This window comes from Bacillus sp. JJ1764, assembly GCF_036962145.1.
In the GTDB taxonomy this organism is placed as follows: Bacteria; Bacillota; Bacilli; order Bacillales; family Cytobacillaceae; genus Neobacillus.
In genome coordinates this window covers 45,943-51,504 of sequence record NZ_JBALNY010000072.1, presented here as the reverse complement: position 1 = coordinate 51,504, position 5,562 = coordinate 45,943, and the positions used below count along the sequence as shown (strand labels likewise).

5 protein-coding genes and 2 riboswitches are annotated in these 5,562 nt (G+C 40.9%); of the genes, 4 read left to right on the top strand and 1 reads right to left on the bottom strand.

The annotated features are described in order from the left end of the window. Window positions 1-564: 564 nt before the first annotated feature. Window positions 565-1,479 (bottom strand): nuclease-related domain-containing protein, encoded by a 915-nt coding sequence (locus V7083_RS11970; protein ID WP_335477953.1) that lies wholly within the window; start codon window positions 1,477-1,479, stop codon window positions 565-567. A gap of 204 nt (window positions 1,480-1,683) precedes the next feature. Here V7083_RS11970 and V7083_RS11965 point away from each other — a divergent pair, with 204 nt between their 5' ends. The 4 genes from V7083_RS11965 to V7083_RS11950 form a co-directional block, all read left to right on the top strand. Next, a complete protein-coding gene (locus tag V7083_RS11965; RefSeq protein ID WP_335477951.1) occupies window positions 1,684-2,025 on the top strand; it encodes a hypothetical protein in 342 nt (113 codons plus the stop codon). A gap of 70 nt (window positions 2,026-2,095) precedes the next feature. Beyond that, a riboswitch (SAM riboswitch) is annotated at window positions 2,096-2,197 on the top strand. Window positions 2,198-2,290: 93 nt separating this feature from the next. Continuing rightward, complete coding sequence (locus V7083_RS11960) at window positions 2,291-3,607, top strand: O-acetylhomoserine aminocarboxypropyltransferase/cysteine synthase family protein (RefSeq protein WP_335477949.1); 1,317 nt, start codon at window positions 2,291-2,293, stop codon at window positions 3,605-3,607. Between the two features lie 124 nt (window positions 3,608-3,731). Next, window positions 3,732-3,837: riboswitch (SAM riboswitch) on the top strand. 125 nt (window positions 3,838-3,962) lie between these two features. Further along, window positions 3,963-4,988 (top strand): methionine ABC transporter ATP-binding protein, encoded by a 1,026-nt coding sequence (locus tag V7083_RS11955; RefSeq protein WP_335477947.1) that lies wholly within the window; start codon window positions 3,963-3,965, stop codon window positions 4,986-4,988. Continuing rightward, window positions 4,981-5,562: methionine ABC transporter permease (locus V7083_RS11950; RefSeq protein ID WP_335477945.1), on the top strand; the 582-nt coding region annotated here is incomplete at its 3' end. The genes V7083_RS11955 and V7083_RS11950, both read left to right, overlap by 8 nt.

Sequence of the window (5,562 nt, the reverse complement as noted above, 5' to 3'; positions counted from 1 at the left end):
CTACATTCCTGAAAAAGCAGTCGCACTAGCAAAAAGGGAACATAGAGATGTTCTATGTTCCCGAAAAAACAATTTCGTCATCAAAAAGGGAATATAGAAGGGTTCTAGTTCCCGAAAAAACAGTTTCGTCATCAAAAGGGGAATATAGAAGGGTTCTACGTTTCCGAAAAAAGAGTTGCACCAGCAAAAGGGGAACATAGAGGGGTTCTACGTTCCTGAAAAAGCAGTCGTGCCAGCAAAAAAGGAACATAGAGGTGTTCTACGTTCCAGAAAAAGCAGTACCGGTAACAAAAAGGGAACATAGAGGTGTTCTACGTTCCAGAAAAAGCAGTACCGGAAGCAAAAGTGGAATATAGAGGTGTTTTACCTTCCTGAAAAAGCAGTCGCACTAGCAAAAAAAGGAACATAGAAGGGTTCTACGTTCCAGAAAATCGACCTCAACATCAAAATTGGGAATAAAGAGGTGTTCAACCTTCCATAAAAAGCGACCGCACCAGCAAAAGTATCGCTTATAAAGCGCACACTAAAATTTAATATAAGCCCTTACACAATTTTTTAAGTGAATCACTCATAATAAAACCATCTTCCATACCCCACTGCCTTAAAATTCTCTTTTAAAATCCTCCAAATTAATTTCTTAGAAATGTTTCCCCTTCCACACCAATCAAGTATCTTATTCGTCGTAACCCGCTCCCCCGGAAACAAAAGCCTAAATTCATCCACAGCCCGCAACACCGCTTGTATCAGCGACTCTTCATACCCACAATCCAAACAACTCAATTTCCGTCCTGTGGTTGCAATCGAAAAAGACTGACACCTACAACAAGTAATGCCCTTTTTCAGCTGCTCAAAAGAATAGGCAGGTAATTTAGAATAAGGGTACTTTGTTATATGGGCTGCTAATAATGTTTCTATTAATTTGGTTTGGTGTCCATTAACTCGTGTGGTTCCGGCATTTAACTTTTTCATAAAGGCATTCAATTGAGTTGGGAAGATGAGGGATTCATGAACGGGTGCTTGATAGAGGGTGAAATTAGGATTAACAAATGCTAGATAGGGTTTGATGGGAATCTGGCAGTCCTTAATGGAGAGGGATTTACGAAGGAGTGTTACACAGCGATCCAATTGTCCAAGGGGATTCAATATTTCTTGGTTACTGCCCATCGGATAAAACTGCCCATCCCTAAAAATGTAATCACCTTCTGAATTTTTGATATCGATAAGGTTCCCAACACCATTTGCTATGATAAATGAATCAATTTGAAAATAGGAGTTGTTATGTTTCATAAGTAAATCATTTAGAATCGGAATATGATCATCAAGTTGTCGTTCTGCAAATTCATCAAATTTCAACTCTCCTAAATATCCTTTTTGCAGATTGATAAAATTTCTTTTGTCATTTTCCGATAACTCCATGCGTGCATTCAAGATCCGAAACATTGTTAAATCATGAGGCTCGGTTCGAGGTTTAATAATCATGACTTCTTTCCTTTCAAATTTGATAAATCTATTTTACAAAACTTCCGACAAAAAATGGTGAAAAATGTGTTAAGAATCCCTCCTTCCGACATATTTCTCGGGAAATGATCATCTCAGGTACGGTAATTGTCGAGCATTTATTAAAGGAAGTCGGCATATTATTGCTGAATAGTAAAGGTAGCATAACGGAAGCGGAGTGATTGTATGAAGGAAGCGGTTCATTCATTTATACTTGCTGCTAACCAGTTGGAGCATATTCTGCCATTGATCCGACAGGCAGATTTTCACGTAGCCATTTCGACCCACCATGAAACAGTCAAACTGGCAATTAATCACGGTACAATTGAAATTAGTGATGATTTAGCTCCAGGCTATACGATTAACGGCAGCAATGCAGGGATCCATCGATTAATAAGTGGTGAGGCAAAACTGCGGACACTTCAACGTGAGGGCGTGTTAAAAGTAGAAGCACCCTTAAGAATCGTGCTGCTATTAGAAGCATTATTCGTATTAGCGAGCACTCAAAATTTTGCCAAAATTAGTTAGTAAAACTCTTGACTAGGTAGAGGACATCCTGTAATATATTTTTTAAATATTCAGTAATAATAATGAATAATTCTTATCCAGAGTGGCGGAGGGACTGGCCCGACGATGCCCAGCAACCGGTTTGAGACACGGTGCCAATTCCAGCGGAGCTTCATGCCCCGAAAGATAAGAAGTACGGATCCCCCACTTTATAAAAAGAGTGGATCCCCCTCTTCTTATGAAGTGGGGGTTTTATTTTTATACAAAAGAGAGAGGAGCAAGGAAAATGACAGAGAAGCAAAAGAAATATCGGTTTGAGACATTAGGGGTTCATGGAGGTTTGTCGCCGGATCCGGTTACTGGTGCACGTGCTGTTCCAATCTATCAGAACAACGCCTATCAATTTAAAGATACAGAGCATGCGGCTAACCTATTTGGATTAAAAGAACCGGGCTATATTTACACGCGTATACATAACCCGACCGTTACTGTGTTTGAGGAGAGAGTTGCTTTATTAGAAGGCGGGGTTGGCGCACTTGCGGTGGCGAGCGGTATGGCAGCCATTACTCTAGCCATTTTAAACATCGCCGAAGCCGGTGATGAAATTGTTTCTGCTTCAACGCTGTACGGCGGCACCTTTAATTTATTCGCCGTGACTCTTCCAAAATACGGAATTAAGGTGAAGTTTGTTGACCCTGCAGACCCGGAAAACTTCCGTGCGGCTATTACTGAAAAAACGAAGGCTGTCTTTGCTGAAACCATCGGTAATCCAAGCTTAACTATTTTGGACATTGAAAAAGTAGCGGAAATTGCTCATCAAGCAGGGATTCCGCTAATCATTGATAATACCTTTGCTACTCCATATTTGTGCCGTCCGATTGAACATGGTGCAGATATTGTCATTCATTCAGCCACTAAATGGTTGCTTGGGAATGGCACAACTTTAGGGGGTGTCATTGTCGATGGAGGAAAGTTTGATTGGAATTCACGGAAATTCCCTGGTTTTACGACTCCGGATCCAAGCTATCATGACCTGGTTTATGCAGAAGCACTTGGACCTGTTGCGTATATTGTTAAGGCACGTGTTCAATTGCTGCGTGACCTAGGGCCAGCGTTAAGTCCGCAAAACGCCTTCCAGTTTACACTTGGATTGGAGACACTTCATGTGCGAATGAAGGAACATGTGGCCAATACCCAAAAGGTTGTGGAGTATTTAGAAAATCATCCTGCTGTTGAGTGGGTTTCTTATCCTGGGCATCCATCCCATCCTGACTATGAATTAGCAAAAAAATACCTGCCTAAAGGTGCCGGTTCTGTAGTTATTTTTGGTATTAAGGGTGGACGTGAAGCAGGGGCCAAATTAATAAATGCGATTACTTTATGGGCTCATGTGGCCAATGTGGGAGATGCGAAGAGTTTGATTATTCACCCGGCCAGCACCACGCACCAGCAACTTGATGAAGAGGGTTTGAAAGCATCAGGAGTTTCAGAGGATTTAATTCGACTGTCTATAGGAATCGAAAATGCCGAGGACTTAATTGAAGATCTTGAGGATTCCATTGAGGTGGCAACAGGTCTAACTTCATTAAAAACGAAGGCTTAGTCGAATTTTTCCGAAAATGAAGAAATTTTATTGACACTGCTTTTTATCCATGATACGATAACTTTCGTAATATATTTTTTACGTAAACGAACTAAAGTATTAATTGAATATAGGATTGTTTAAGCTCTTATCAAGAGAGGCTGAGGGATGTGCCCTATGAAGCCCGGCAACCGTCAATTTTATTGAAATGGTGCCAATTCACACAAAGCGAATGCTTTGAGAGATGGGAGAAAGGATTGATTTATAATGCCTTTCTGCCCTTGCAGAAAGGCTTTTATTTTTTTAAAATAGTATCCTTTTAACGAAAAATTCAAACCCTATATTTACGTATTCTGGATATGAAGCAGGTGAGGCAATGATATCAATTAAAAATGTTCGAAAAATTTTTCCTTCGAAACAGGGGCAGCTCAAAGCAGTTGATGAGGTCAATCTGGATATTAAAAAGGGAGAAATTTTCGGAGTCATTGGATATAGTGGCGCAGGTAAAAGTACCTTGATTCGAATGCTTAATGGCCTTGAGCTACCGACTGAAGGCAGTGTAACGGTCGCCGGAAGAGAAATTTCAAAAATTAAAGGCAGTGAGCTTCGCAAGGCCCGCCAGGAAATCAGCATGATCTTCCAGCATTTTAACTTATTATGGTCAAGGACTGTAAGCGAAAATATTGCGTTCCCGCTAGAAATTGCCGGAGTCAAAGGGGCAGAAAGACAAAAGCGGGTAAATGAATTGATTAAATTAGTTGGTCTTGAGGGCAGAGAAAATGCTTACCCTTCTCAACTAAGCGGCGGACAAAAACAACGGGTTGGCATTGCCAGAGCACTGGCTAATAATCCGAAAGTGCTACTGTGCGATGAAGCCACTTCAGCACTTGATCCGCAGACAACAGATTCCATTTTGGATTTGCTTGTTGATATTAATAAACAGTATGGCTTAACGATTGTGTTAATTACTCACGAAATGCACGTCATTCGCAAAATTTGTCATCGAGTGGCAGTAATGGAAAGCGGAAAAGTGGTGGAAATGGGTTCCGTTCTGGATGTGTTCAAAAATCCGCAGCAATCCATCACCAAGCGCTTTGTTAAACAAGTAACCGAACCGGGTGAAACAAAGGAAACAGCAGAGCATTTGCTCGAACACTATCAATCCGGCCGTGTTGTTCAATTAACCTTTATTGGAGAGTCTGCTGAACAGCCGGTGATCACGAATCTAATTCGTCATCACAATGTAACGGTCAACATCCTACAAGGGAAAATATCGCAAACCCAAAGTGGATCATACGGCACACTTTTCATTCATCTTGACGGAGACGAAGCCGAGGTCAACAAAGCAATTGAGTTTATTGGTTCCCAGCAGGTAGGAGTGGAGGTGATCGAGAATGCTTGATACTTGGTTCTATAACGTCGATTGGGATAGTATTTGGGTGGCAACCGAAGAGACCCTTTATATGACGGCCATTTCAGTCGCGTTTACATTCATTCTTGGTATCATTTTAGGAATTATTTTATTTTTAACCGGAAAAGGGAATATTTGGGAAAATCGAGTGATTAATCAAATTATTGCTTCAATCGTAAATATCTTCCGTTCCATTCCGTTTATTATCCTTATTATTTTATTGCTACCATTTACCGTTTTGATCATGGGTACCATGCTTGGGGCCAATGCCGCATTACCAGCTCTAATCATCGGGGCAGCTCCCTTTTATGCAAGGATGGTAGAAATGGCTTTACGTGAAATTGATAAGGGAGTTATTGAAGCAGCAAAATCGATGGGGGCAACAAATTGGCAAATTATTTTCAAGGTGTTAATTCCTGAATCTTTGCCAGCGTTAATATCGGGAATAACAGTAACCGGAATTGCCTTAGTAGGTTATACTGCAATGGCTGGCGTCATTGGTGCAGGAGGACTTGGAAATCTTGCCTACTTACAAGGATTCCAAAGTTATAATACACAAATAATG